Here is a 22678-nt window from a genome sequence, read left to right as displayed (position 1 = left end):
GGCCTCCGAAGCGGCCGCTCACGCGTCGAGCGGCCGCTCACCCTCGCGGCGGCGACGCTGCTCCTCGGCGAGCCGCGCGTAGTGCGCCTCCTCGCGCTCGAGGTCGGCGAGCTGCTCCTCGGTGCTCTTCGGAGCGGGCCGCACCACCATCGGCGGCGGCGCCTGCTTCCGGCGGCGGGGCACTCGGCCGCCCGGCACGAAGGATCCGCCGTCGCCGCGCTTCCAGTCGTGCCCGAGCAGGAACCACAGCGAGACGCCGATGAGCGGGAGGAAGAAGATCAGCAGAATCCACACGATCTTGGGCAGGTTCTTGATGATGTTGTCCGGCTGCCGTACGACGTCGACCAGCGCGAGCACGGTCAGGACGATGATCACCAGCGAGAAGACGAACCCCATGCAGTCGAGGGTACGACGCCGAGGGCTCCCCGTCGCCGCGGTGCCGGCCGACGTCTTTGGCGCCTGCGGTCGAGGAGCGGCTCCGACGCATCCGCCCCGTGCCTCCGCGCTGTTCGGCGCCGATCCCGGGCACACGCCTGCTCCCCACGAACGCGTGCCACCATCGGACGATGACCGAGACGCCGCCCGCCCCCGCCTCGACGCCGGCGAGGAAGCGCCTGACCGCCGCGCGTCTCGCCCTGCTCGCCGGCCTCGTCCTCGCCGTCGCCGGACTCGCGGCCCTCGCGCTCGTGCCTCTGCAGTTCGCGAACATCGACCGTCAGGGCTTCGACTACGTGTGCAGCGTCAGCCTGGGCGGCGTCCCGCCCGAGGCAGGCGACCTGGTCCGCGGCTTCTGGTCGTGGCGGCCGCTGGGCGCGGCCTGCGAATGGACGCTGCTCGACGGCACGACGGTGGTCGACCTCCCCGACTGGTCGACGACCGCCGTCGCGATCGTGGGGGCCGTGCTGCTCGTCGTCGGCGCGGCACTCGCGATCGCGTCGCCGCTCCTCCGCCGGCGCGCTCCGGTCCCGTCCGTCTAGCGGTCGAAGAGGTTCCCGAGGTCGCCGAGCCCCGGCAGCTGGAAGTCGGAGCCGAACTCCGACACCTGCTCCCCCAGCCCGGACACGTGCTCACCCGCACCGGAGACGAACTCTCCCGCGCCGCCCGTGATGTCACCGAAGTCGCCCAGATCGCCGAACCCGCCGGCGAGGTTCTCGAAGTCCACGCCGAGGCCGGACGCCTGCGCGAGCAGCGGACCGGCGACGCTGCTGATCACGGCGCCGCCCGCGACCGCCGCGAGCAGTCCGCCCGCCGCGCCGAGCCCGATACCCGCCGCCGCTCCGACGCCGGCACCCGCGAGGGCGCCGCGGGTCCCCGGCTTCGAGAACATCTTCTTGAGGAACCCCGGATCGTTCGCCTCGCCGCGCGTCGCCGCGCGCGCCAGGTCCTCGGGGGCGGAGGACCGCGGCTGCTCGTTCGCGGGCAGCTCGTCGCGGAGGCGCGCCTCGACCTGGGTGCGCTGCGCCGTCGTCAGCTTCGCGAACGCGTCCCGGTGCACCTGCTCGAGCTGCTCGGGGTCGGCGGTGCGGAGGAGGTAGTCGTAGCGCGCGATCGCTGCGCGGTCCTCCTGCGTGACCACCGGCTGCTGCCCGGGCCGGGCGTCCTGCGGGCGCGCGGAGGGTCGCCGCGGTGAGCCGTACTGCTGAGGCGGCTGGGCCTGCCCGCTCCGCGAGTCGCCTGTCACCTTGTCGGCGGCGGTGCGCACGAGGTCGCGCCAATCGGTCGTCCCGCTCGAGGACGACCCCGAGCCGCTCTTCGAATCGAGCGCCTTCGACGCCATGCCGAGAACGCGCTTGAACATGCTCACAGAGAACCTTCCGTCGAGTACCAGCCTCGATCATGGCGGCGCCGCCTGAGCGAAGGCCCGCGAGACGCCCTCAGAAGGCCGTGAGCGCTCGGAGCCTTGGGCGTCGCTCCGAGAGCGCATCCGTGCTCTCCGCCTGATCGAGGAGCTCGCGCACGTACCGCGGGCGGAGGACGGCCCGCCACATCCCGCCGAGAAGGGGGTCTCGGATACCGCCGGCCACCGCCTGCGGACGGCCGCCATGCGACCGGCTATCGCGAGCAGCGCACTGAAACCCGCGCGCCGTCTGTCCGCGAACGTGTCCCGCTGGATGGAGAGGCTCAGGACGAGGACGGCCGAGAACCCGCGAAGGAGCTCCTCGGTCGTGCGTCCCTGCCGCCGAGGAGTCCCCACCCGGGCAGGACCATCGAGGGCTCGGACCGTCGTCGCCTCGACGAGCAGAGCTCGGAGTACTGGGCGGGGGGCGGACGCTGGCGTCAGACGGAGCGAAAGCGGCGGTCGTCCGATGGACTGATCCCGATTGCGGATCGTGGTGCCCCTGGAGGGACTCGAACTCTCTCGACCCAGCGAACGCGAAGCTACCCGTAGACGCCTCACTGCCCGCGCAGTGAGGCTGACAGTGTCGCGGCCTGCCATGAAGGAACGTCAGAGTACGTGGACGACCGTCTCCGGAAGCACACGAGTTAGCACACGGCACTCGAACGGGCATCTGCCGCCGGCTACTCCGAATACAACTGCGCCATCCCAAATTCTTGGTCGTGCCGCTTCGGGGCACCGCTAGCCGTAGACCAGGACACTCGGTCACGGATGTAGTGGCGGGCTCGGGCGAGCGGGTCGACCATGATGCCTGGATATCCGTCGACACGGGACGTACGCCTCCGCTCATCCTCACCCTCTTCTCGCCGCCACGCACGATGCGCACCGGGGAACTCAAGGTCGAGATACCCGCCGCCGGGGACCTCTGGCGCCTCGAGCTCCACCAGCTCCTCGTCAACCTGAATCTGCACACGGACGCCGACTGCGGTATTCCGACCCTCGTTGGGCACGCGGTACCGACCTGGATCGACCCAGCTGCAGCCCCAAGTAACGTCATGGACCTCGGTTGCTCGCGCTTCGCCAGCCTTCGCGATCGCGTTGGCCTCTGCGGACACCTGGTTCGCACCGATCGAGATGTCATTTGCTGCGCGTGAGATTGAGTTCGCGTCGTGCGCGGCCCGCAGCGCGTCCTTCGCGATTCGGTTGGCGTCCTCTGCAGCGGTGCGAGCACGACGGGCTTGCACCAATCCAACGATGCCAAAGACCAAGCCGGCAATGCCCACGAGCCCCGCAACCCACACGCCGCCAACCGTCGCCGCTGCTGTCAAATCCTCCGCCCTCATGGTCGCGATCGTAGTCAACGCCGCCGCGATCCTCGACGAGATCTCACGCTCTTCAGCCCAGGTGCAACCGACCCCGATCACGACTGTCGGAGGGGACCAAGCGGAGTTAGTGCACCTATCTCTAGAGCTTGCTCCGCACGGGCCGCCCGACTTGGGGGCCTAAGTCGACAGCTTGCTGCGCGACGGCAGCGCGGACTTACCGGCGGTAAACCGACAGCTTGCTGCGCGTCGAGGGCGCGCTACGGGCTGGCCGCAGGTCACTCGTACAGCTCCGAAACTTGCTCCATGGCGGCTCGCAGACGCGCTACGGAGGGGCCTGACTTGTAGCTGCGGGTCATGCGGTTGGTGGAGTGTCCAAGAAGCTCGACGATGGCATCCTCAGCAACGCCGGCCTCGTAGAGCATGTCGACCGCGGCGTGACGAAGGCCGTGCAGCCGGACGTTGCCCGTGATGCCCAGTTCCTTGCGCAGGGTGGTCCAACGGTGGGACATCCAGTCGGGGTCGATCGGGTTGCCGAGCTCGTTGACGAACACGAGCCCGTTGCGCGGGATAGGGCTACTGCGGATGTGCTTGAGCAAGATCCCCCGGAGGGTCTCGACGAGGGGAACGAGACGCACGCCGGCTACTGATTTCGGCCGAGTGAGATACAGCGCTCCGTAAATGTGACGGTGCTCAAAGGTTGCGGGAAAGTCGACGTGCCGCTCGAGGCAGTCCGTTCCTCGTCGCGCGGTTCTGCAAGTGCGGGACTCACAGCCGTGAAGCCAGGGGAAGCGCTGCAACTGCCACGACAGCTCGAGCACCTCCCCCACTCGGCCGAGCTCGAGGCCGAGCACTTCACCGCGGCGGGCCCCCGTAAGAAGGGACGTCAGCCACAGCGCTCCATCAGGACGAGCGCTGAGTTCGTGGAAGACTCGGCGGGCCTCGCGTGTAGTCAGGGCCGCAAGAGACCCCGGCGCCTTTCGCGGGGGACGCATACGTTCAGTTGGGTTGCGCTCCAACATCTCCTCACGGACTGCGTCACCGAAGCAGATAGCGAGCACCCGGTGCGTGTGGAGCGCGCTGCTAGACGAAAGTCCACGGTCGAGCATCACCGTCTCGACCCGCCGAAGGTGGGAGGGCGCCACGGCCGCGAGAGGGACGTCCCCGATCACGGGGACCACATGCAGCCGGATGGCACTCTCGTAGGCGGAGTACGTCATCGGCTTTATACGGCGTCCGGCGATCGACCGGAGCCAGTGCGCGGACCACGTTGCGACAGTCCAGGGCAGGTCCGTTGCGGCGACGGCCGCCCGCGCTGCAGCTAGCTTCCGGGCGAGGCGATCGGACGCGATCTGCTCCGACATGACGCGGAGCGCCTCCCTGGCGACCGCCTCGTTCTTGCTGCGCACGGTCTTCCTGCGTCGCTTGCCGTCCACTGGCGGAAGGTCCACAGTCGCCGTCCAGAGCCCACTCGTTCGTGCGAAGTGCACTGACCCGTAAAGGCATGGGGTTCCGACATCTAAGCGCTCACTCTCAGTCACCTGTAGAGCATGGCTGATCGAACCTTGAGTCAGGAGTTGGAAAAGAGGCCGCCCTCTCCACATGGGCGTATTATCTGCCCGCACGGATAGAAACATGTTCATAAGCGGCCGGAATTAGTCCAGATATGGCTCATCTGGTTTCCTTAGCAACGCAGACGAGCACTTACGTTCTGCCGCGCTTCCACGTCAGGAACGCCTCTGCAGCGTCTCGGAGTGTGTCCCCGCACCCGACGATCCACTCGTCCTGCGTGACGCACACGAAAGTCGGTTGGCCCTGGTACTCGACGAGACGAATCCAACCGAGCTCCTCGCGCTTGTCGCCCATGCGCCACTCGTGGGGGCGAACGGAGCGGGAGACCATCGAGAGGGGCGTCCAGTGGTGCGACATGCGCTGATGGTCGCCGGGACTACTGACACGCGCCGGATCGATACGGTGAGGGGGTGACCGACACTCCTCTTCCGCCGCCGACCTCGAGGTCGACTCCGCAATCGCGTTTTAGTTGGCCGTCCCTGTGGATCGGAGCCGGAGCGGGCTTCGCGCTCGGCGGCTTGCTCGTCGGCGGGATTGTTGCCGGCATCGCTGCATCGAGCGAGGCGAAGCAGGACGAAGCGTCTGCAGCGGCATCCACCGAGGCGCAGTCAGAAGCCGACGCGATCCTCGCGACGGCGTTCCGCGCTTGCGTCAGGAACCCAGAGGGGGCCGAGCTCTCAGACGGAGATCAGACGCTGACGATCGACAGCCAGGGCGAAGACGACCTCGCTGGCCTCACATACTCCGAGCTCGAGTGCATCCTGAGCGCGACGAAAGCCCCACAAGCGGTCATCTCTCACCTTGAGCAGACCACATCGATGGACGGGCGCCAGAGTGACGAGTGGGACAACCTCGAGACGTCGTGGTCGTACCACCCGGACCGCGGCACGGACGGCGTCCTCACTGTCGTCGATTGAGAGGAATCGGGTGCCCTGTCCTAGTAGTGCATCGGCGCCACTGGGGCAGGTAACTGATCGCGCCAGACTCGACGTCTTGTTCTACCTAGAACTCGCTCGGTCCATTCGACAACCAAAGGACCAGGGGCCGACTGGGGGAAGATGAGGACGTCGATCTGCACGGCCTCACCGGGGCTCACGACTCGATCTCCGATGTTTTCAAGGACGGTGTAGCCCCTAGGGGCGGAGACCCTTACTGCAGTCACGCTGCGGAGCATGAGGTTCCGCAGCAGGTAGGAGCTTCTGTCTGACGTCTGCGGCTCGAACCGCTACTTGCCCCGGAGGATTTGCGCCTCACGGCTGTTGCGGTGAGCTCGCCACGTGCCGTATAGGCCCGTTACCGCACCAACGCCGCCGGAAACGTACGGGGCCCACCCCCACCCTGTTGCCGTGCCCGTGATCGTATGGGACGGAGCGATCCATCGCCGCCAGGCACCCCGCCCACGCTGGTCGTTCCCGTAAACGTGCCGCTGGGTCACGGGGTTGATCATCTCCTCGCCGCCCCGCCACGCCAGCAGCCAGGGCGCCTCGTCGCCGTGATCGCGGTAGGCCTGCTCGTAGACGGTCACGGCTCGAGGGCGGGCGGGGTGGTCGGGTCGAAGCGGGTTCCCATTCGCCGATGGTCGCCGAGACCACTGACACCTACGTCATCCGCGCAAGTTGGAAGGTACGCCAGCTAAACCTAGTCGCAATCTAAGCGGCTAGACCGTCCACAGGTCATCGTACAGGTCTGCGTACTCTCTTCGTTCGACCGCTTGGTTGATTGAAGCCGACGACGCCTTAAGGCATTCTGCTGCCGAATCCTCCGATATAAGCCCAAGCTCAACGGCGCGCACGATAACCGCAGCAAAACGACCCGCGCGCATAGGACGGTCCAACAGCTCTACTATTGGGGAATAGCTGGCGGTGTACTTTTCACCACCCTCCCAATCCTGCTCGCGAAGCGGCTCAAAGCGTTGTGCAAAAGGTGAACCGTTGCGCGAGAACGTGTTCCACGCCTGGTATTGCATTAGCGTGACGCTGACACCAAAGTGATTTGTGAGATCCTCGAACGAGTCCAGGTCTCGAGAAGAAACGAGTACGGATCGCGGTGCTAAAAGTTCCGCGGCGAAGGCATTTGCACGCTTCTCGACGTCATCGTTTTCTTTGATGTAATCCCGGTTGTCCAATTTGTCGACCCGGAGAGTTTCTAGATCCACTTCCGGATCGTAAAGAAGGTGACACAACTCGTGGGCAGTGGTGGCGCGCCTGACAGCAACTTTTCCGTTCGGCCCACTCTCATTCAAGACAATTACTCGGCGCCCGCCGACATCAAGCGTGGCACCAGCTATGTCGGGCTGTAGGGTGGCGTGAATAACGGTGATTCCGAGAATATCCTCTGCCAGGGCTCGCATTGACTCAATTGGCGCATCGCCCAGTCCAAAATCTCGACGGAACTTCCTCGCCAGTTCCAACCCATGCTCGAAAGCTGGGTACGAAACAGGGACGGGCTCGCGGAAACTGTCTGGACCCTTCTCCATGGCTTTCTCTAGCCTGTCTTGGGTGCCGACGATCCACGCGATCTCGGCCAGCGAAGCTACGCTTCCCTGACCCAGGCTTCCCTCGGCAAGCGTCAACGTACGTAAGCGCGTGCCGAGCTTGGATTCCGACGCTGAAAGTTCGCCGTCGTAAAGGCTTGACGTAGGCATACCAAGTACTTGAGCTACGTGCTCGTAATCGCGGATCGAACGGTGGCGAGAGGCTTCGATGTCGGTGAGGACTGCAACACTCACCTTCGACCGTCTTGCTACTAAATCCAGTTCGAGACCAAGAGCAAGGCGCCTATCGCGCAACGCGTTCCCTGCAACAGACCCCGAGGTCGAAACATAGGCCATGCCTTCCGCTTCGACCTCACGCAAGATTTCCTCGCCGAATAGCCCTCGCGCTTCTTGATCGGTCATCCGCCTGCCGCGTGCTGCTGGACGAGAGTCGATGACAATCGAATCCAGTCCTCTGACTAGCATCATCGCACCCTCACCCCCTGAACCATCTTGCTGGCGCGTCGGTGTCTTCATCCCATCCGGCACTTTGAACAGGAGTGTGATATTGCTCGAATACAGTAACCGCGTCGTCTAACTCCTGCTGACTCCGCGCGGAGTACCTACCCGAGCCACCGTTGACGTGTAGGGTGATATTGTCGTCGTCCACTAGCCGGGCCTCCCCGCCGCATCGAGCTTTTTCCCCGCCGCTTAAGTTCGTGTGCTTAGCCTTTGTGAGTTCTCTTAGCGGAGCGTGCTCAGCCACGACAGCCAGGTCGTCGTCCCTTATGAGCCACAGATACGCGGTCTCCGGGTTTGCAACGAAGGGTGGATTGCTATTGGGATCGGCAGCCGTGAGTACCATGTTTTCGATGCAGGGCATGAGCATCAGTCCGTCGGCTTCAGTGAGTTGGACGTACGCATCTGGGTGGTCCTTCTGCTTCGGGCCCGGCTTCGTAAACGGTTGCAACTCGTGCGTCTCGCAGAACGTCCCCAGGTCCATCGCGCGAGCCTAGCAGGCGTTTGCTCGGACCATTGATCAATGCACCTTCGCTGGAGGCAGATCCGTCGTCTCGCTTCAGCATCGGGGCGTCCCAGAGGGCCCAGTTCCCGGCGCGACCTTCGTGCCGGATGCTCCGTGTGTGAAAACGGGCAGTACCCGGAGGTCCGGGGCGGGCACGCGAGGGAGCACCCGCCCCACCCCTCAGAACGGGCCAGACAGCACCAGCGCACGCTGCATTTGGCGCCGCTGCTCCTTGGCAATCTCCGTGGGGTCGTAACCGTAGAACGTGTTGCCCGACCCGAGCGAGACAGTCGGCGCCACCGTCTTGCTGTTGTCGACCGTGGTTGTTGAGTCGTACGTCGACATCGGCGAGTAGGCGCGCGGGTCGAACCTCTGCTGCTCCTGGTACACCTTCGCCCGCTCGTAATTAGTCATGCCTCCATCCGCGAACGCCGTCCCGGACGCGGCTAGGCGGGCATAGAGCGGGGCGGAAAACGCCCCGAGACGCTCCCCCGCTTCTTCCCAGATCGCGAGGTTGCGTGCCTCCTGCCCGGGCTTTCCGGAGATGTACGCCTCCCAGCGCGTCTCCGGCTCGGCGAACTTGTGGATCGCGCCAGGACGGCCGGCGTAGATCCCCGGAGCGAAGCCGCCGTTCGCGTAAGCGACTAGGTTCCGTTCGCGGAGGTGATGCCGCCCGCCGAATTGAAGCCTGCGACTCGCTCCTTCAGCACCGTGTTGACGGTAATCGTTCGGCCGGAGTTGCGGTCGATGAACGTCTCAAGCTGGGCCTGAGCTGCCGCCGTCTGCGCGGTCACCTTCCAGTCGGTCTCGGATGGGATTGCCGCGATGTTGTCCGCGAGGGCTTGCGCGGCGTCTGCGTTCCCGGTGAGAGCAAGCGCGCGGTCGTAGACAGCCTGGCGGCTGGCCTCGAGAGCGGCCCGATATCCCTCGGTGCTGCCGGTCGCGTCGAACTGAGCCTTCGCTGCTGCCTGTCCGTTCTTCGCGAGCTCGAGCAGCATGCTGGTGTTGTCGCGGCCGGTCTGGGTGTTCGTGTCGAGCCCGAGTGAGTAGCCCTCCACGCCGGCGCGCGCCTTCTCGATCTGCGCATCGACGTCGGACAGAGACTGCTGGTAGGCAATGTTCTGCGAGACCGCGTCCTGGTTCACGCCGTTTGCGGCGTTCACGGCGTCGAGCAGCTCAGTCATACGGCTGACGAGCTGGTCGACCGAGTCAGCCTCTGTGATGTAGGCCTCGGCCGCCGCCCCCGCCGACTCAGCGCTCCCTTCGGAAGCCTCGGTGAGCCCCTCGTTCGCTTCCTTCGCGTTTCGGTAGCCCTCGAGGGACTTGTCGAGTGACTTCTCGACCTCGCCGATTGCGGCGGAGGCGTTGCCTGCTGCGATGCCCGTGCCGTCGAAGAAGCTGAAGAAAGTGTTCTCCGCGGACAGCTTCTTCTGCACGGTCTCGAGAGCGTCGCCGCCCTCAAGAATCGCGTCGGTGAGTTCCCGCTGCGAGATCCCTGCCGCCCGAGCTGCGTCACCGTAGGCGCCCTTCTGCTGAAGGATGTTGACGACCATCGCACGGGTGCTATCGGTGAATGCTCCCGTCTGCTGATCGAGCGTGCCCGTCAGTGCCTCGGCGTTGGCGGACACGTCGGCGTAGTACTGCCCGATGCCCGACAGCGCCAGCGACGCAGCAGTGATCGCTCCTCCTGCGACTGCGACTCCGCGTGCCAGCTTCCCGGCGCTCAGGTTCGCATCAGCCATCGCCACCTTCATCGCCGCGTACTTCGGCACCGCCAGGAGAGCGGCACCGCCAGCGAGGCTCGTGGCAGCGGCGACGGCACCAAGGGTGAAGACCGTCCCCTGCACCGAGGCGGGCAGGTCGTTGTACATGTTCGTCAGGCCCGTGCCGGTCTGCACCAGGCTTCGCAGCACATCGTTGGCCGTCGACCCACTCTTGATGAGTCCGGTCTCGAGAGCGCCGCCGAGCGCGTCGACATCGCCTTTCAGGTTGTCCAGAGCAATGCGGGCTTGCTCAGCCGCGAAGCCGCTGTCATCGACGGCGGAGGTCCACTCCGCCACCCCCTCGGCGCCGCCCTGGTAGAGCAGCGTGGCAGCGGTGATCGACTCCGCGCCGAAGATGGTTCCAAGGCTCGCCTGCCGGGAAGCGTCGTCCATTCCGCGGTAGGCCTCCGAGAGCTCGCCCGCGGTGGCCTCCATGCCGACGAACTTGCCGTTCGCGTCGAACAGCGTGATGCCGAGACGCTCGATCTCCTTGCTGGCAGCCGCAGACGGCGATGTGAGAGCCGAAAGGACGCTCCGGAGAGAAGTACCCGCCTGCTCCCCCAAGATGCCTGCCTGCGCGAACAGGGCGAGCGTGCCGGTGGTCTCCTCGATCGAGATCCCCATCGACGCGGCCACCGGTCCTACGAACTTGAGCCCGTTCGCGAGGTCATCGACCGAGCCGAGAGCCTTTCCTGCGCCCGCTGCGAGCACGTCAGCAACATGCGCAGCATCGGAGCCCTTGAGGCCGAACTGTGACAGCGAAATGGCCGAAATCTCAGCAGCACGAGCGACGCTGAGCTGCCCTGCCGCAGCGAGGCTGAGCGCACCCGTCAGGCCGCCCGACAGGATCTGCTCCGTCGACAGGCCCGCCTTAGCGAGCTCATCAATCGCGTTCGCAGCTTCGGTCGCCGAGAACGCCGTATTCGCACCCGCATCGAGTGCCGCGTCGCGCAGCAGCGCCATGTTGCTGGTGCTCTCACGAGTAGACGCCTGCACCTGCGACATCGCTGCATCGAAGTCCGCGAACTTCGCGATGCTGAGCGCCACCGATGCTGCGGAGACCGCCCCGAACGCTGTCGCCGCTCCCCCGAGCTCCTGGTACGCGGCGCGCTGATCCTCGAGCGACGCCTTGCCGTCAGCCGCGGTCTCTCGCGTCTTGCGTCGCATCTGCTCAAGACCAGCGATGTACTGTTGCGCCTGAAGGATGGCCGTGACCTTGACTGTTCTGTCCATTTCTGAATCCTTTGATGTCGTGTGATTTCGTATGGTTGGTAGATGGCAGAGACGACCTACAACGGCATGGCATTCCGAGCGAAGCCCTACGGCGAACGCGACGATGATGGTCTAATCACTTGGCTCGTTGAGTACAAGCAGGCTCCCAAGCTGGACTGGGGTCCTCGAGGGGCCTTCTACGAACGCGATGGCGTGTTTCTGGTGCACGGCCGCGAGTATCCCGACGCCGTTAGCGCGTTGTGGCAGCACGCTCACTTCTCGTGGCACCCGCCGAGGTAGACCGTCCCCGGCTACGTGATCGCTATTCGTGGCGAAGGCACGCGATGAGCTTTCTCCGTCGACCGTCATACCGAATGCTTAGATTTAGCGAACCTGCGCGCTCGAGTAGCCTGGCGGCTCGTCGGTAGGACGCAGACTCCACGCGACCCGCCCCCACGGGCACGACGTAGATCGCTGTACCAGCGGGAAGCTCCTTTAGCGCCGCGAGCAATGAGGCCTGCACAGCCCCAGGACCGCGGGACATAGACATCTCCTAAGTGTTGCGAGGACGTGGAAAAATGCCGGGGATAGATATCGCCTGAGCCCCGAGGTCTTTGGCATCGCCGCTAGGGGGGTACCCGCCCACCCGTCAGCCAAGGGAATGCGACCGTCGGACGCTCGGGTCGTGGGGTCGCGCGCCCTTCTTGGCGTTGCACTCTCTGTGAGCTGCTGCTCCGTTCTCGGGCCTGTCTGCTCCTCCGGCGGACAAGGGCACACGATGGTCCACGACGAAGGATTGCGAATCAGTGTGCGGCAACTCGTAGTTGATGTCGTGCCCACACAGGTGACATGCGGCTCGCGTCTTCGCTATCCGTTCGCGCATCTTGTCGCGCGTTGCGGTGCTGCGCTTCGGCTGGTCCGGTCTGGTCATGGTCCTCCTCGTCACGCACGAACGGCGCTCAACTCGGTGGTGGGGTTGAGCGCCGTTCGTGGGCTTGTCTCGTGTGTTCAGCCGAAGAGTCCGTAGGCCATGGCCCGTCTGAGTCCTTCCTCGTTGAGGAAGCGCTGAAGCTGCGCGAGCTCGGTGACGGTGGTGCCTGCGATCGGATGCTCTTCGAGGAACTGAGCGCGAACGCTGTTCCAGTTCTTCTCGAGGCCGGTGCGGAAGATGGCCGATGCGAGGCTCTTGTCGTTGTTGCGCAGGGCCTGAGCGAGCATGCGCTGGGCGTAGTCCTGGTTCTCGATGCCCTTCGTGCTTGGAAGAGCCTGCGCGGGTCGATCTCGCTCGACTTCGCCCGTGGGGATGCGTTCATCTTCGGCGGCGACTCGGGCGAGGTGATCAACCCGAACCGCGCAACGATGCGCTGGTCAGTGCGGGTCGCCGCAGCCCATCGGCGCCTGGGCGAAGACGCGATTCCGGTGATGGGGCTTCACGGACTGCGCCACACCCACGCGACGCTGCTCCTCGGCGCCGGCATCCACCCCAAGGTCGTGCAGGAACGCCTGGGCCACAGCGACATCTCGATCACGATGTCCGTCTACTCGCACGGCACCGAGACGATGCAGAGAGACGCCGTTGATCGGCTCGCAGCCATCATGGCGGGCGCTTAGGCACACCGTTCGGCACAAACCTGAGTTAGGGCCCCCTGATGCCGAGACGAAAAGGCTGGTCAGAGGACTTTTAGTGGTGGTGCCCCTGGAGGGACTCGAACCCCCAACCTGCTCCTTAGGACGGAGTCGCTCTTCCATTGAGCTACAGAGGCTGGCCGAGCCAGTGTACCCGCCGTGCCCCGCCCCCCGCGAAGCGACGACAGGGCCCCACCACAACGCCAGCGAAGCACGCCACGGCCCTCGTCGCGGCGACTGCGCGGCACACCCCTCTTGACACGAAGGCCTCCCGCCTTCATGGTTAGTTACAACACCAATTAACCATCCAACCCAGCACTGAAGGAGCCCGCGTGGACGACTCCCGCCCGCTCTTCCTGCAGATCGCCGAGCAGATCGAGAACGACATCATCGACGGCGCGCTGCCGGAGGAGTCGCAGGTCCCGTCGACCAACGAGTTCGCCGCGTTCCACCGCATCAATCCGGCCACCGCCGGCAAGGGCGTGAACCTGCTCGTCGACGACGGGGTGCTCTACAAGAAGAGGGGGATCGGCATGTTCGTCGCCGAGGGGGCGCGCGACCGACTGGTCGAGAAGCGCCGCACGCAGTTCCGCGACCAGTTCGTCGCTCCGCTGCTCGCCGAGGCCGCCAAGCTCGGCCTCAGCACCGAGCAGCTCTCCGACATGATCTTAGAAGGGGGATCGCGATGAGCGCGGTCATCGAGGTCCACGACCTCACCAAGCACTACGGACGCATGCGCGCCGTCGACGGCATCGGCTTCGCGCTGGAGGAGAACCGCATCCACGGCCTCCTCGGCCGCAACGGCGCGGGCAAGACGACGCTGATGTCGCTGCTCACCGGCCAGGAGTTCGCCAGCTCGGGCGAGATCCGCGTCTTCGGGCAGTCACCTGTGGAGAACGCCGCCGTCCTCTCCCGCACCTGCTTCATCAAGGAGAGCCAGAAGTACCCCGACGACTTCAAGGTGAAGCACGTCCTGCGCAGCGCTCCCTGGTTCTTCGACGGCTGGGACGAGGCGTTCGCCCGCGAGCTCGTCGAGGACTTCCGCCTCCCGGTCGACCGCAAGATCAAGAAGCTCTCCCGCGGACAGCTCTCGGCGATCGGAGTGATCGTCGGTCTCGCCTCCCGCGCCCCGCTCACGTTCTTCGACGAGCCGTACCTGGGGCTGGACGCCGTCGCCCGGCAGCTGTTCTACGACCGCCTCCTCCAGGACTTCGCCGAGCACCCGCGCACGGTCGTCCTCTCCACCCACCTCATCGACGAGGTCAGCAGCCTGCTCGAGCACGTCCTCGTCATCGATCAGGGCCGCCTCGTCGTGGACAGCGACGCGGAGGAGCTGCGGGGTGCTGCGGCAACGGTCATCGGATCCCGGCAGGCCGTCGAGTCGTTCACCGCCGGACGCGAGGTCATCGCCCGCTCCGCTCTCGGCAGCCGTGCCTCGGCCACGCTCCCCCGCCTCGACGACGCCGGCCGCGCCTCCGCCGCCCGCCACGGGCTCGAGCTCGAGTCCGTCCCTCTCCAGCAGCTCGTCGTCCAGCTCACCACCGGGAAGGCCTCGGAATGACCGCCCTCACCGGCGCCCCCGCGCGCCACGACACCGCCGCCGGCCGCCTCGGCAGCATCGTCCGCCTGCACTTCGCGAACCCCGCCACCATCCTCTACACGCCGCTGATCATCACGGCCGTCATCCTGGCGGGCAACCTGGTCGTCTGGTGGCTGATCCTCCGCGGGCTCGACTCCGGCGAGCGCCTCGAGGCGCAGGAGGGGATGACCTACTCCGGCGCGTCCTTCTTCCTCTTCGTCTACATGATGGTCGTGGCCGTCCAGTCGGTGAACGTCACCTTCGGCCTCGCCCTCGGCTACGGCGCCACCCGCCGCGACTTCTCCCTCGGCACGGCCCTCACCTTCGTCGCCCTCTCGGTCTTCTACACCGGCGTCTTCGTGGTCCTCGGGATCGTGGAGCGGGCGACCGACGGCTGGGGCTTCGGCGGCAGCTTCTTCCGCTCGATCTACTTCGGCGGGGACTCCGTGGGCGAGCAGGCTGTCGCGGTGCTCTGCGCCCTGCTCTTCTTCTTCTTCATCGGAGCGGCGACGGCGGCGGTCTACGTACGCTGGCGCCAGCGCGGGATGCTGCTCTTCTTCGGGATCCTCGGCGCCCTCCTGCTGGCCGTGATCACCCTCCTCACGCTCACCGAGAACTGGCCCGCCGTCGGCTCCTTCTTCGGCAGCGTCGGATACGCGGGCGGCTACGCCCTCTCGCTCATCCCGACCGCGATCGCCGGAGTCGCGGGCTGGGCGATCCTCCGCCGCGCCACCCCGCGCAGCAGCTGACACCACCGCCCCCGATCCGAGAGGACCGACCATGACCGCCCCCGCCCGCCGCTCCGCCTCCTCGCGGAGGATCCTCTCCGTTCTGAGGCTCCACCTCGCCCACCCCGGGACGGTCCTCGGCTGGCCGCTGCTCGTCCTGCTCGCCGTCCTCGCCGGCAACCTCGTGATCTGGTGGCTCGTCCTCCGCGGGATCGGGGCCGAGCGGGGCGGCGGCGACTCCGGCATCCTCCTCGTGGGGCCGGGGATGCTGATCGTCGTCTTCCTCTTCATCGGCTCCATCCAGGCCACGACGGCCACCTTCGGGCTGGCCCTGAGCTACGGAGCGACCCGGCGCGACCACGTCCTCGGCAGCGCCCTCGCCTTCGCGGCACTGTCCGTGCTCTGGTCGGCGATCGTCGTGGTCCTCGGGGCGATCGAGGAGGCGACCGGGGGCTGGTGGCTGGGCGGCGCGCTCTTCCTCGCCTCTCCCCTCGACGGCCCGTGGCTCGAGCGCTTCGTCGTCCTGCTCTGCTCGCTCCTCGCCGCCTTCGCCCTCGGCGGAGCAGCGGGAGCGGTCTTCCTCCGCTGGCGTGAGCGCGGAGTGACGGCCTTCCTCCTCGCCCTCGGAGCGGTGGCACTCGCGGTGGTCGTCGTCGTCGCTCTCGCCGGGGGCCGGCCGGTCGTGGCGGACGTCCTCGAGAGCGCGGGCACCGCCGGAGCCGCCGCTCTGCTCCTCGTCCCCGCCGCGCTCCTGACGGCGGTCGGCTCGCTGGTCCTCCGCCGGGCGACGCCGCGCGGCTGACCCCCTCCGGAGCCGGGCCTGCAAGGCCCTTCCGCCCCGGGCGTCCGGATGCCAGCGTGGGCACATGGCCGACTCCCCCGCTCCGTCTCTCCTGCCCGTCCCCGAGCACAGCTGGATCGCGCGACCCGCCGACGCCGAGCTGACCCAGGACACTCTCGACACGGTCGACGCCTGGTGGCGCGCCGCGAACTACCTCGCGGTCGGGCAGATCTACCTGCTCGCGAACCCGCTCCTGAAGACCCCGTTGAGCCGCGAGGACATCAAGCCCCGCCTGCTCGGCCACTGGGGCACCACCCCCGGCCTCAACCTGATCTACGCGCACCTGAACCGCGCGATCCGCGAGCGCCGCCAGCCGACCCTCTACATCACCGGTCCCGGCCACGGCGGACCGGGCATGGTCGCCAACGCCTACCTCGACGGCACCTACAGCGAGATCTACTCCCACATCGACGAGTCGGAGGAGGGGCTGCGCCGCCTCTTCCGCCAGTTCAGCTTCCCCGGGGGCATCCCCAGCCACGCCGCCCCCGAGACTCCGGGCAGCATCCACGAGGGCGGAGAGCTCGGGTACGCGCTGAACCACGCGTACGGAGCGGCCTTCGACAACCCGGACCTCCTGGTCGCGGCGGTCGTCGGCGACGGCGAGGCTGAAACCGGCCCGCTCGCCACCAGCTGGCACTCCAACAAGTTCGTGAACCCGCTCACCGACGGCGTCGTCCTGCCGATCCTGCACCTCAACGGCTGGAAGATCGCGAACCCGACCGTCCTCGCCCGCATCCCGCAGGAGGAGCTCGACAGCCTCCTCCGCGGGTACGGCCACGAGCCGTTCCTCGTCGAGGGCGGCTTCGACGGCGAGGACCCGATGCGCGTGCACGAGCGGTTCGCCGACGTCCTGGACACGGTGCTCGACCGCATCGCGGCGATCAAGGAGCGCGCCGCAGCCGGCGACCTCTCACGCCCGGCCTGGCCGATGATCGTGCTGAAGACCCCGAAGGGCTGGACCTGCCCGACCGAGATCGACGGCGTCCAGGTGGAGGGCACCTACCGCTCGCACCAGGTCCCGCTGCCCAACGCCCGCGACACCGAGGCGCACACCCGGCTCCTCGAGGACTGGCTCCGCTCCTACCGGCCCGAGGAGCTCTTCACCGAGGAGGGCGGCGTGGTCGACCGCGTCCGCTCGCTGGCCCCCGAGGGCGAGCTGCGGATGAGCGCGACCCCGCACGCGAACGGCGGGCTGCTGCGGCAGACCCTCGACCTGCCCGACTTCCGCCGCTACGAGGTCGTCGTGGAGCAGCCGGGTGGCACCGTCGCGGAGGCGACGAAGGTGCTCGGCGAATGGCTCGCCGACGTCATCCGCGCCAACCCGACCAACTTCCGCCTCTTCGGGCCGGACGAGGTCGCGAGCAACCGGCTGCAGTCCGTCTACGCCGCCACCGACAAGCAGTGGGACGCCGAGCTCAGCCCCCTCGACGACCACCTGGCTCGCGCCGGGCGGGTCATGGAGGTGCTCTCGGAGCACCAGTGCCAGGGCTGGCTGGAGGGCTACCTGCTCACCGGCCGCCACGGGCTCTTCACCTGCTATGAGGCGTTCATCCACATCATCGACTCGATGTTCAACCAGCACGCGAAGTGGCTGGACGGCACCCGCGACATCGAGTGGCGCCGCCCGATCGCGAGCCTCAACTACCTGCTCTCGAGCCACGTCTGGCGCCAGGACCACAACGGCTTCAGCCACCAGGACCCGGGCTTCATCGACCACGTCGTCAACAAGAAGCCCGAGGTCGTGCGCGTCTACCTGCCCTTCGACGCGAACACGCTCCTCTCGACCTACGACCACTGCCTCCGGAGCGTCGACTACGTCAACGTGGTCGTCGCCGGGAAGCAGCCCTCGCCCCAGTGGCTCACGATGGCGGAGGCGGTCGCCCACTGCACGCGCGGACTCGGCATCCTGGAGTGGGCGAGCAGCGAGCGGCAGGGCGAGTCCCCGGACGTCGTGCTCGCCTGCGCGGGCGACGTGCCGACCCTCGAGACCCTCGCGGCGGTGAGCATCCTCCGCGAGAAGCTGCCGGACCTCGCGATCCGCACGGTCAACGTGGTCGATCTGATGCGCCTGATGTCGGAGTCGGAGCACCCGCACGGCCTCTCCGACCGCGAGTTCGACGCCATCTTCACTCCCGACCGCCCGATCGTGTTCGCGTACCACGGCTATCCGTGGCTCATCCACCGCCTGACCTACAAGCGGACCGGCCACGGCAACCTGCACGTGCGCGGGTACAAGGAGAACGGCACCACCACCACTCCGTTCAACATGGTGATGCTCAACGACCTCGACCGCTACTCGCTGGTGATCGACGTCATCGACCGGACCCCCGGCCTCGGCGCCCGCGCCGCCGGTCTCCGCCAGGAGATGCAGGACGCCCGCATCCGCGCCCGCGCCTACACCCGCGAGCACGGCGAGGACATCCCCGAGGTCGCGAACTGGACCTGGGCCGGCGAGCGCTCCGGCAACGCCAGCCAGAGCACCGGCAACGACAACGAATAGCGCCGGGTCGCGCACCACGCCCTCCACTGACGGGTCGCGGTCGTGTCGCTGGCAAGGCGGAGGAGGAAGCGATACCGGCGGTATCGCGCCCGACGACAACGCCGCCAGCGGCGCGACCGCGGCCCGTCAGGCGGCGGGAGCCAGGTAGTCGTCCCAGTCGGGCTGCGTCCGCTCCGCGCCGCGCACGAGCCAGGAGCCGGCGCGCGGCATCCGGGGGACGGTGCGCAGACGCCATCCCATCTCGTGCGGGGTGCGGTCGCTCTTGACGTTGTTGCAGCGCTGGCAGCAGGCGACGAGGTTCTCCCACGTGTCCCGGCCCCCGCGCGACTTGGGCTGGATGTGGTCGATCGTCGCCGCGTGCTGACCGCAGTATCCGCAGCGGTGGTTGTCCCGGCGGAGCACGCCCCGGCGCGATACCGGCACACTCCGGCCGCTCGGGATGCGCACGTACCGGGTCAGCACGATCACCGAGGGCCGCACGTGGTCGCCGTGCGCGCTGTGCACCGGATTGCCCTCGTCCGCGGCGATCACGGTCGCCTTCTCCGTCATCAGCAGGACCAGGGCCCGCTTGAACGACACCACCGCGAGCGGCTCGTAGCCGGCGTTGAGAACCAGAGTGCGCATCAGTGACCTCCGTGCTGTCGCACGCCGTCGCGCGAAGGCGCCGCGACCACGAGCAAGGGCGCCGTCGTGACGACGGCGCCCTGCGAGGCCGCGGCGGAGTGACGCGCGATGACGTGGAGTCGTATCCGCGTGTCGGAGGAGTGCACCGCCGCGGTGAGGACCCGCGCGCGCATCGAATCGGCCGGCCGCACGCGCGAGCGCAGCCCCACGCTGTGGCGCCCGCTCCGCTCGGCCATCCCGGCACTCCGTCCCTCGACGAATCGATCCGCTCGCCACGCGAGCGGACTGGGGTTCAGGTTAACCCTTCACGCCCGGAACACCAGGGGTCGGTCCGGATTCGTCACTCGGCGTTCACACGGCGGGACGACGAGAGCCCGCCCCCTCCAGGAGGGGACGGGCTCTCGAGCGGATCGACCGGATCAGCCGTTGATGCGCACGATCCGGTAGTCGGAGGTCCACAGCGGCTGCACGCGGACGCTCGCGCCCTCGTACGGCGCGTGCAGGATGTTGCCGTTGCCCGCGTAGAAGCCGTCGTGGCCGTCCATGATGACGAGGTCGCCGGGCTGGGCGTCGGCGAGCGAGACGGGGGTGCCCATGGCGCCCTGGCCCGCGGCCGAGTGGGGCATCGAGATGCCGTACTGGGCGAAGACGTACATCACGAAGCCGGAGCAGTCGAAGCCGCTCGGGTCGGCTCCACCGAAGACGTAGGGCACGCCCTGGTACTGCATCGCCGTGTCGAACACCGCCGAGAGGCTGTAGCTGGTGGTCGGGGCGGCGGCCGCGATCTCGCTGGCCGAGGCGCCGGAGTAGGAGTTGAACTCCTCGGCGGTCTCGGCGCGCGCCTCGGCGACGTCGCTCGTGTCGACAACGGGCTCGGCGACCACGACGGGCTCGGGCTCCGGTGCGGGCGGCGGGGGCGCCGCCTCGGCCGAGAAGCCGTCTCGGGCGATCGCGGCCTGCACCACTCCGCCGTCGACGGCGACGGTCTGCGCGGAGCCCTGGCGGAGGAGGTCGGCTCGCGATGCCGCGAACAGGCCGTCGTCCTGGCTGCCCGGAGTGAAGGCGTAGGCGGGGAGCGCCATCGTCGCGACCAGCGCGCCGGCGAAGCCGACCATCGCGACCTTGCCGACGACACGGCCCCTGCGCTTGCGCGGGGTCCCGGCCGGCGACGGCACGAAGTCGGTGATGTCCGCGCGGCGGGCAGGAGCTGCGGGAACGGCGCGACGGGAGACGGGTGCGTCCCCGTGGATCCGGGCGCGGATGACCGGGGGCCGGTTCTCGAAGGTCGCGTCGCCGGAGCGGTCGGGGTGGTTGGAGCGGAACCGGTCGGGTGAGCCGGCGTCCTCGTTCGGGGTGAGGGGGTTCTGGGGCAAGGGGGAGATCCTCCGACGTCCCCTCAGCCCAGGCAGCTGTCCCGTCTCATGCACGAAGCATCGGTGTGCACAGGATCCGAGACGGGTGTGGGGGCGTCGGATCCCGCGCCCTGGGACCGAGGCTCGGCCGCAGGGCTCCACAGAGCGTAAGCGACCGTTACCGATTTGTCACCTTCTCGGCGGGAAGAGACCGCTCTCCCGTTCGCCTCCGGTCACCGGATGCGGTAAGGGCCCGTACGGGCCGCTCCCAGGGAGGCGCGGGTCAGACGACGAGGAAGATGTGCGCCGCGACCTCGTTGGGCAGCTCGATGCCCGCCTCGGCTCCGTCGATGCGAGCGAGCACGTAGCCGTTGAGGGCCGAGAACTCGCCCTCGGCACCGGGGACGACCCCGGCCTGCTTGAGTTGGAGGAGGAGCTCCGGATCGACCTGCGCCGGCTCGCCGAGGCGTCGGACGACGCCGCGGCGGGGCTCGCTCGACCCGGCGACGAAGCGCGGCAGGCTGATGACGCCGTCGGCGAAGCGGGAGGCGGGGGTGTCGCCGAGCTCGTCCAGGCCCGGGATCGGGTTGCCGTAGGGCGACTCGGTCGGGTGGTCGAGCATCTCGAGGAGGCGGCGCTCGACCTGCTCGCTCATCACGTGCTCCCAGCGGCAGGCCTCCTCGTGCACGAACTCCCAGTCGAGCTTGATGACGTCGTGGAGGAGCCGCTCGGCGAGGCGGTGCTTGCGCATGACGTGGATCGCCTTGCGGCGGCCGTCGGAGGTGAGCTCGAGGTGGCGGTCGCCCGAGACGACGACGAGGCCGTCGCGCTCCATGCGACCGACGGTCTGCGACACGGTCGGCCCGGAGTGGCTGAGCCGCTCCGAGATGCGCGCGCGCAGCGGGATGATGTTCTCCTCCTCGAGCTCGAGGATGGTGCGCAGGTACATCTCGGTGGTGTCGATCAGATCCGTCATCTCAGCCTTCCCGTCTCGGCGCGCTCCACCCTAGTGGTCGCCACGACGCAGCATCGGCGCTGCGGCGCGACGCAGGCCTCCGTCGCTCGGAGGAGGGGGTGCGGGCCGGGGACCCTAGTATTAACGCATGCCGGACCTCACCATTCCTCGCGAGCTGCTCCCCCACGACGGACGGTTCGGCTGCGGCCCGTCCAAGGTGCGGCACGACCAGCTCGCCCACCTCGCGACGCAGGGCGCGCACCTCCTCGGGACCTCGCACCGCCAGGCGCCCGTCAAGGACCTCGTCGGGCGCGTGCGGGAGCACCTCGCCACGCTGTTCCGCATCCCCGAGGGCTACGAGGTCCTGCTGGGCAACGGCGGCTCGACCGCCTTCTGGGACGCCGCGGCCTTCTCCCTCATCGAGCGCCGCGCCGAGAACCTCACGTTCGGCGAGTTCGGCCAGAAGTTCGCGGCCGCCGCCTCCGCGCCGTTCCTCGAGCCGGCCCACGTCGTCTCCGCCCCCGCGGGGTCCCGGAGCGAGGTCGAGGTCGTCGAGGGGATCGACGTGTACGCGTGGCCCCACAACGAGACGAGCACCGGAGTGATGGCCTCCGTCCGCCGGGTCCGCGGCGACGAGGGCGCGCTCACCGTCATCGATGCCACCAGCGCGGCGGGCGGCATCGACGTCGACATCGCCGAGGCCGACGTCTACTACTTCGCCCCGCAGAAGAACTTCGCCTCCGACGGCGGACTCTGGTTCGGCCTCTTCTCCCCCGCCGCGATCGAGCGGATCGAGCGCATCGCGGCGAGCGGCCGCTACATCCCCGAGTTCCTGAGCCTCAAGAACGCCGTCGACAACTCGCGCCTGAACCAGACGCTGAACACTCCGGCGCTCTCGACCCTCCTGCTGATGGAGTCGCAGCTCGAGTGGATGAACGCCTCGGGCGGCCTGGCCTGGGCGTCGGCGCGCACGGCCGAGTCCTCCTCCACGATCTACGACTGGGCCGAGGCCTCGAGCCTCGCCACCCCGTTCGTCGAGGTGCCCGAGCACCGCTCCCAGGTCGTCGCGACCGTCGACTTCGACGCCTCCGTCGATGCCGCTCTCGTCGCGAAGATCCTCCGCGCGAACGGGATCGTCGACACGGAGCCGTACCGCAAGCTCGGCCGCAACCAGCTGCGCGTGGCGACGTTCGTCGCGATCGAGCCGGACGACGTCCGCTCGCTGCTCGGCTGCATCGACCACGTCCTCGAGCGCCTGGCGGTCTGATGC

22 protein-coding genes and 1 tRNA gene are annotated in these 22678 nt (G+C 67.8%); 10 read left to right on the top strand and 13 right to left on the bottom strand.

Annotated elements, in window-relative coordinates; translation table 11 throughout:
* Positions 1-18: 18 nt before the first annotated feature.
* Positions 19-396 (bottom strand): PLD nuclease N-terminal domain-containing protein, encoded by a 378-nt coding sequence (locus C5C30_RS02230; protein WP_104291645.1) that lies wholly within the window; start codon positions 394-396, stop codon positions 19-21.
* A gap of 170 nt (positions 397-566) precedes the next feature.
* Between C5C30_RS02230 and C5C30_RS02225 the strand changes: the two genes are divergently transcribed.
* Positions 567-977, top strand: a complete 411-nt coding sequence (locus C5C30_RS02225) for a hypothetical protein (RefSeq protein ID WP_104333090.1) — start codon at positions 567-569, stop codon at positions 975-977.
* Here C5C30_RS02225 and C5C30_RS02220 read toward each other — a convergent pair.
* From C5C30_RS02220 to C5C30_RS02210, 3 genes are all read right to left on the bottom strand, one after another.
* The gene (locus tag C5C30_RS02220) at positions 974-1798 is read right to left on the bottom strand and encodes a hypothetical protein (RefSeq protein WP_258065759.1); all 825 of its coding nucleotides are present in this window, start codon (positions 1796-1798) and stop codon (positions 974-976) included. The genes C5C30_RS02225 and C5C30_RS02220 overlap by 4 nt on opposite strands.
* Before the next feature lie 722 nt (positions 1799-2520).
* A complete protein-coding gene (locus tag C5C30_RS02215) occupies positions 2521-3180 on the bottom strand; it encodes a hypothetical protein (protein ID WP_146081467.1) in 660 nt (219 codons plus the stop codon).
* Positions 3181-3437: 257 nt separating this feature from the next.
* Positions 3438-4568, bottom strand: coding sequence for a tyrosine-type recombinase/integrase (locus tag C5C30_RS02210; protein ID WP_181131420.1), 1131 nt, complete (start codon positions 4566-4568; stop codon positions 3438-3440).
* 573 nt (positions 4569-5141) lie between these two features.
* On the opposite strand from C5C30_RS02210, the gene C5C30_RS02205 reads away from it, so the two are divergent.
* Positions 5142-5648: a hypothetical protein gene (locus tag C5C30_RS02205; RefSeq protein WP_146081466.1), complete on the top strand. Its 507-nt coding sequence runs from the start codon at positions 5142-5144 to the stop codon at positions 5646-5648.
* 740 nt (positions 5649-6388) lie between these two features.
* Here C5C30_RS02205 and C5C30_RS02195 read toward each other — a convergent pair.
* The 4 genes from C5C30_RS02195 to C5C30_RS02185 form a co-directional block, all read right to left on the bottom strand.
* Positions 6389-7741, bottom strand: coding sequence for an ImmA/IrrE family metallo-endopeptidase (locus tag C5C30_RS02195; RefSeq protein ID WP_104333084.1), 1353 nt, complete (start codon positions 7739-7741; stop codon positions 6389-6391).
* Entirely contained in the window at positions 7701-8207 is a 507-nt protein-coding gene (locus C5C30_RS17290; RefSeq protein WP_146081465.1) for a hypothetical protein, read from the bottom strand. The genes C5C30_RS02195 and C5C30_RS17290 overlap by 41 nt, the downstream gene beginning before the upstream one ends.
* Positions 8208-8408: 201 nt before the next feature.
* The gene (locus tag C5C30_RS02190) at positions 8409-8642 is read right to left on the bottom strand and encodes a hypothetical protein (RefSeq protein ID WP_104333083.1); all 234 of its coding nucleotides are present in this window, start codon (positions 8640-8642) and stop codon (positions 8409-8411) included.
* A 230-nt stretch (positions 8643-8872) separates the two neighbouring features.
* Positions 8873-11224 (bottom strand): phage tail tape measure protein, encoded by a 2352-nt coding sequence (locus C5C30_RS02185; RefSeq protein ID WP_104333082.1) that lies wholly within the window; start codon positions 11222-11224, stop codon positions 8873-8875.
* Between the two features lie 42 nt (positions 11225-11266).
* Here C5C30_RS02185 and C5C30_RS02180 point away from each other — a divergent pair, with 42 nt between their 5' ends.
* Positions 11267-11503 carry a hypothetical protein gene (locus C5C30_RS02180; protein ID WP_104333081.1) on the top strand — a complete coding sequence of 79 codons (237 nt, stop codon included), beginning with the start codon at positions 11267-11269 and terminating at the stop codon, positions 11501-11503.
* 349 nt (positions 11504-11852) lie between these two features.
* Here the strand turns inward: C5C30_RS02180 and C5C30_RS18200 are convergent, their stop codons facing one another.
* Positions 11853-12086: an HNH endonuclease gene (locus C5C30_RS18200; RefSeq protein ID WP_374955297.1), complete on the bottom strand. Its 234-nt coding sequence runs from the start codon at positions 12084-12086 to the stop codon at positions 11853-11855.
* 119 nt (positions 12087-12205) lie between these two features.
* On the opposite strand from C5C30_RS18200, the gene C5C30_RS02170 reads away from it, so the two are divergent.
* A complete protein-coding gene (locus C5C30_RS02170) occupies positions 12206-12814 on the top strand; it encodes a site-specific integrase (protein WP_219827774.1) in 609 nt (202 codons plus the stop codon).
* 77 nt (positions 12815-12891) lie between these two features.
* Here the strand turns inward: C5C30_RS02170 and C5C30_RS02165 are convergent.
* Positions 12892-12966: transfer RNA gene (locus tag C5C30_RS02165), tRNA-Arg, on the bottom strand.
* Positions 12967-13161: 195 nt separating this feature from the next.
* On the opposite strand from C5C30_RS02165, the gene C5C30_RS02160 reads away from it, so the two are divergent.
* From C5C30_RS02160 to C5C30_RS02140, 5 genes are all read left to right on the top strand, one after another.
* Positions 13162-13518 carry a GntR family transcriptional regulator gene (locus C5C30_RS02160; protein WP_104333079.1) on the top strand — a complete coding sequence of 119 codons (357 nt, stop codon included), beginning with the start codon at positions 13162-13164 and terminating at the stop codon, positions 13516-13518.
* The gene (locus C5C30_RS02155; protein ID WP_104333078.1) at positions 13515-14390 is read left to right on the top strand and encodes an ABC transporter ATP-binding protein; all 876 of its coding nucleotides are present in this window, start codon (positions 13515-13517) and stop codon (positions 14388-14390) included. Before C5C30_RS02160 ends, C5C30_RS02155 begins: the two co-directional genes overlap by 4 nt.
* Complete coding sequence (locus tag C5C30_RS02150) at positions 14387-15157, top strand: ABC transporter permease (protein WP_104233881.1); 771 nt, start codon at positions 14387-14389, stop codon at positions 15155-15157. The genes C5C30_RS02155 and C5C30_RS02150 overlap by 4 nt, the downstream gene beginning before the upstream one ends.
* A 31-nt stretch (positions 15158-15188) precedes the next feature.
* On the top strand, positions 15189-15938 hold the full coding sequence (locus C5C30_RS02145; RefSeq protein WP_104333077.1) for a hypothetical protein: 750 nt from the start codon (positions 15189-15191) through the stop codon (positions 15936-15938).
* Positions 15939-16002: 64 nt separating this feature from the next.
* Positions 16003-18477 carry a phosphoketolase gene (locus tag C5C30_RS02140; RefSeq protein WP_104333076.1) on the top strand — a complete coding sequence of 825 codons (2475 nt, stop codon included), beginning with the start codon at positions 16003-16005 and terminating at the stop codon, positions 18475-18477.
* Positions 18478-18603: 126 nt separating this feature from the next.
* Here C5C30_RS02140 and C5C30_RS02135 read toward each other — a convergent pair whose 3' ends face one another.
* From C5C30_RS02135 to C5C30_RS02120, 3 genes are all read right to left on the bottom strand, one after another.
* Positions 18604-19101, bottom strand: a complete 498-nt coding sequence (locus C5C30_RS02135; RefSeq protein ID WP_104224608.1) for an HNH endonuclease — start codon at positions 19099-19101, stop codon at positions 18604-18606.
* 419 nt (positions 19102-19520) lie between these two features.
* The gene (locus C5C30_RS17870) at positions 19521-20474 is read right to left on the bottom strand and encodes a C40 family peptidase (RefSeq protein WP_258060437.1); all 954 of its coding nucleotides are present in this window, start codon (positions 20472-20474) and stop codon (positions 19521-19523) included.
* A gap of 262 nt (positions 20475-20736) precedes the next feature.
* Complete coding sequence (locus C5C30_RS02120) at positions 20737-21429, bottom strand: metal-dependent transcriptional regulator (RefSeq protein ID WP_104224606.1); 693 nt, start codon at positions 21427-21429, stop codon at positions 20737-20739.
* A 127-nt stretch (positions 21430-21556) separates the two neighbouring features.
* On the opposite strand from C5C30_RS02120, the gene serC reads away from it, so the two are divergent.
* Positions 21557-22675: a phosphoserine transaminase gene (gene serC / locus C5C30_RS02115; RefSeq protein ID WP_104247683.1), complete on the top strand. Its 1119-nt coding sequence runs from the start codon at positions 21557-21559 to the stop codon at positions 22673-22675.
* The last annotated feature ends 3 nt before the right edge of the window (positions 22676-22678 follow it).

The organism is Rathayibacter sp. AY2B5, from assembly GCF_002931645.1.
In the GTDB taxonomy this organism is placed as follows: Bacteria; Actinomycetota; Actinomycetes; order Actinomycetales; family Microbacteriaceae; genus Rathayibacter.
The sequence above is the reverse complement of the archived record's forward strand: the minus strand, read 5'-3'. Positions and strand labels throughout refer to the sequence as shown.

Bases quoted from the DNA above. Each gene is read 5' to 3' on its own strand.
- C5C30_RS02150 (WP_104233881.1), top strand. From the start codon at position 14,387: ATGACCGCCCTCACCGGCGCCCCCGCGCGCCACGACACCGCCGCCGGC.
- C5C30_RS02145 (WP_104333077.1), top strand. From the start codon at position 15,189: ATGACCGCCCCCGCCCGCCGCTCCGCCTCCTCGCGGAGGATCCTCTCC.
- C5C30_RS18200 (WP_374955297.1), bottom strand. From the start codon at position 12,086: ATGCGCGAACGGATAGCGAAGACGCGAGCCGCATGTCACCTGTGTGGG.
- C5C30_RS02185 (WP_104333082.1), bottom strand. From the start codon at position 11,224: ATGGACAGAACAGTCAAGGTCACGGCCATCCTTCAGGCGCAACAGTAC.
- C5C30_RS02155 (WP_104333078.1), top strand. From the start codon at position 13,515: ATGAGCGCGGTCATCGAGGTCCACGACCTCACCAAGCACTACGGACGC.
- C5C30_RS02195 (WP_104333084.1), bottom strand. From the start codon at position 7,741: ATGAAGACACCGACGCGCCAGCAAGATGGTTCAGGGGGTGAGGGTGCG.
- serC (WP_104247683.1), top strand. From the start codon at position 21,557: ATGCCGGACCTCACCATTCCTCGCGAGCTGCTCCCCCACGACGGACGG.
- C5C30_RS02120 (WP_104224606.1), bottom strand. From the start codon at position 21,429: ATGACGGATCTGATCGACACCACCGAGATGTACCTGCGCACCATCCTC.
- C5C30_RS02140 (WP_104333076.1), top strand. From the start codon at position 16,003: ATGGCCGACTCCCCCGCTCCGTCTCTCCTGCCCGTCCCCGAGCACAGC.
- C5C30_RS02230 (WP_104291645.1), bottom strand. From the start codon at position 396: ATGGGGTTCGTCTTCTCGCTGGTGATCATCGTCCTGACCGTGCTCGCG.
- C5C30_RS02215 (WP_146081467.1), bottom strand. From the start codon at position 3,180: ATGAGGGCGGAGGATTTGACAGCAGCGGCGACGGTTGGCGGCGTGTGG.
- C5C30_RS02180 (WP_104333081.1), top strand. From the start codon at position 11,267: ATGGCAGAGACGACCTACAACGGCATGGCATTCCGAGCGAAGCCCTAC.
- C5C30_RS17290 (WP_146081465.1), bottom strand. From the start codon at position 8,207: ATGGACCTGGGGACGTTCTGCGAGACGCACGAGTTGCAACCGTTTACG.
- C5C30_RS02220 (WP_258065759.1), bottom strand. From the start codon at position 1,798: ATGTTCAAGCGCGTTCTCGGCATGGCGTCGAAGGCGCTCGATTCGAAG.
- C5C30_RS02135 (WP_104224608.1), bottom strand. From the start codon at position 19,101: ATGCGCACTCTGGTTCTCAACGCCGGCTACGAGCCGCTCGCGGTGGTG.
- C5C30_RS02190 (WP_104333083.1), bottom strand. From the start codon at position 8,642: ATGACTAATTACGAGCGGGCGAAGGTGTACCAGGAGCAGCAGAGGTTC.
- C5C30_RS02225 (WP_104333090.1), top strand. From the start codon at position 567: ATGACCGAGACGCCGCCCGCCCCCGCCTCGACGCCGGCGAGGAAGCGC.